The following is a 1,723-nucleotide window of genomic DNA, read 5'->3' on the forward strand; positions in this document are numbered from 1 at the left end:
ACCCGGACTTCATGACCGAGGCGACGGGCCGAAGTTGGGCCCCGGCGTGGCGATCGACCGGTTGGTGGTGCTCGGCGATCCGGACGTCGCCGAGGGCGACGCGAGGCTCGAATGGGCCGACGGCGGCGTGGTCCGGGACGGCGCCGCGGTGGCGCGCGCGGTCGAGCAGGCGATCGCGCTGCGTTTCGGAACGCCCTCCCCCATGGCCGACGATGAAGGAGCGCAGCGATGAGCGGCGACAAATCGATGCCCCTGCCGGAGTTCGGTCCGGAGGACGGCGACATCGCGACGATCGAGGACATCGGCTCGGCGGCCGCGATCGAGGCCCGCAGCGCGGCCGACCTCGAGGCCGTGTTCGACGTCCCCGTGGCGGTCTCGGCCATTCTCGGCCGCGCCAAGGTCGAGGTTCACCAGCTGATGCGGCTGAAGCCCGGCGCCGTGATCGAGCTCGACCGCAAGGTCGGCGAGGCGATCGACATCTACGTCAACGACCGGCTCGTCGCCCGCGGCGAGGTGGTGCTCGTCGAGGACAAGCTCGGCGTCACCATGACCGAAATCATCAAGCCCGACAGGGCCTGAGGACGGAGCGAGAGGAGAGCCCCCCATGCGCCTCACCATCGTCGGCCATCTCAAGGGCCAGCTCACGCAGGCCACCCGCATCGCGATGGACCGCGGGGCGGCCGTGACCCATGCCGAAAGCGTCGACCAGGCGATGCGGAGCCTGCGGGCCGGCCGCGGCGCCGACCTGATCATGATCGACGTCGCGCTCGACGTGCGCGAGCTGATCGAGGCCCTGGAGGCCGAGCGCTTCCATGTGCCCGTGGTGGCCTGCGGGGTGGAGCACGACGCCCGCGCCGCGGTCGCGGCGATCCGCGCCGGGGCGAAGGAGTACATCCCGCTCCCGCCCGATCCGGACCTGATCGCGGCCGTGCTGTCGGCGGTCGCGGACGACGCCCGCGACTTCGTGTTCCGCGACCCCGCGATGGTGTCGCTGATCAAGCTCGCGACCCAGATCGCGGCGTCTTCGGCGAGCGTGCTGATCACCGGCGAGAGCGGCTGCGGCAAGGAGATGCTCGCCCGCCACGTCCATGCCGCCTCGCCGCGGGCCAAGGCCCCCTTCGTCTCCGTGAACTGCGCGGCGATCCCCGAGCACCTGCTCGAGAGCGAGCTGTTCGGCCATGAGAAGGGCGCGTTCACGGGCGCGACGGCCCGGCGCATCGGAAAGTTCGAGGAAGCCTCCGGCGGCACGCTGCTGCTCGACGAAATCTCCGAGATGGACGTGCGCCTGCAGGCGAAGCTGCTGCGCGCCCTGCAGGAGCGCGTGATCGACAGGGTCGGCGGCGGCAAGCCGGTGCCGGTCGACATCCGCGTGATCGCGACCTCGAACCGCACGCTCGCCGACGAGGTCCGCAAGGGGACGTTCCGCGAGGACCTGCTCTACCGCCTCAACGTCGTGAACCTGAAGATCCCGCCGCTGCGCGAGCGCCCGGCGGACATCGTCGAGCTCGCGACCCATTTTGCGAAGAAGTACGCGGCGGCCAACGGGCTGCCCCCGCGCCCGCTCTCGGCGGAGGCGCGGATCGAGCTCGCGCGTGGCCGCTTCCCCGGCAACGTCCGCGAGCTCGAGAACACGATCCATCGCGCGGTGCTGCTTGCGACCGGGGCGGAGATCGGCGCCGAGACGATCCGCACCCCTGACGGCTCGCCGCTCGACTCTACGCCG

At 71.4% G+C, this 1,723-nt stretch carries 2 protein-coding genes and 1 pseudogene; all 3 read left to right on the top strand.

Going from position 1 to position 1,723, the window contains the following annotated elements; all coding sequences use genetic code 11:
* Window positions 1–232, top strand: a pseudogene (locus ACIKT0_RS17900) (hypothetical protein); the annotation flags it as partial.
* Entirely contained in the window at window positions 229–579 is a 351-nt protein-coding gene (gene fliN / locus ACIKT0_RS17905; RefSeq protein ID WP_407106682.1) for a flagellar motor switch protein FliN, read from the top strand. The pseudogene ACIKT0_RS17900 and the gene fliN, both read left to right, overlap by 4 nt.
* Before the next feature lie 25 nt (window positions 580–604).
* Window positions 605–1,723 (top strand): sigma-54-dependent transcriptional regulator (locus ACIKT0_RS17910; RefSeq protein ID WP_407106683.1); only part of this gene is annotated, 1,119 nt, incomplete at its 3' end.

This window comes from Hansschlegelia beijingensis (genome assembly GCF_045505405.1).
In the GTDB taxonomy this organism is placed as follows: Bacteria; Pseudomonadota; Alphaproteobacteria; order Rhizobiales; family Methylopilaceae; genus Methylopila; species Methylopila beijingensis_A.

What these genes read in the sequence shown, in the direction of transcription:
- fliN (WP_407106682.1), top strand. Translation starts at nt 229, where the DNA reads ATGAGCGGCGACAAATCGATGCCCCTGCCGGAGTTCGGTCCGGAGGAC.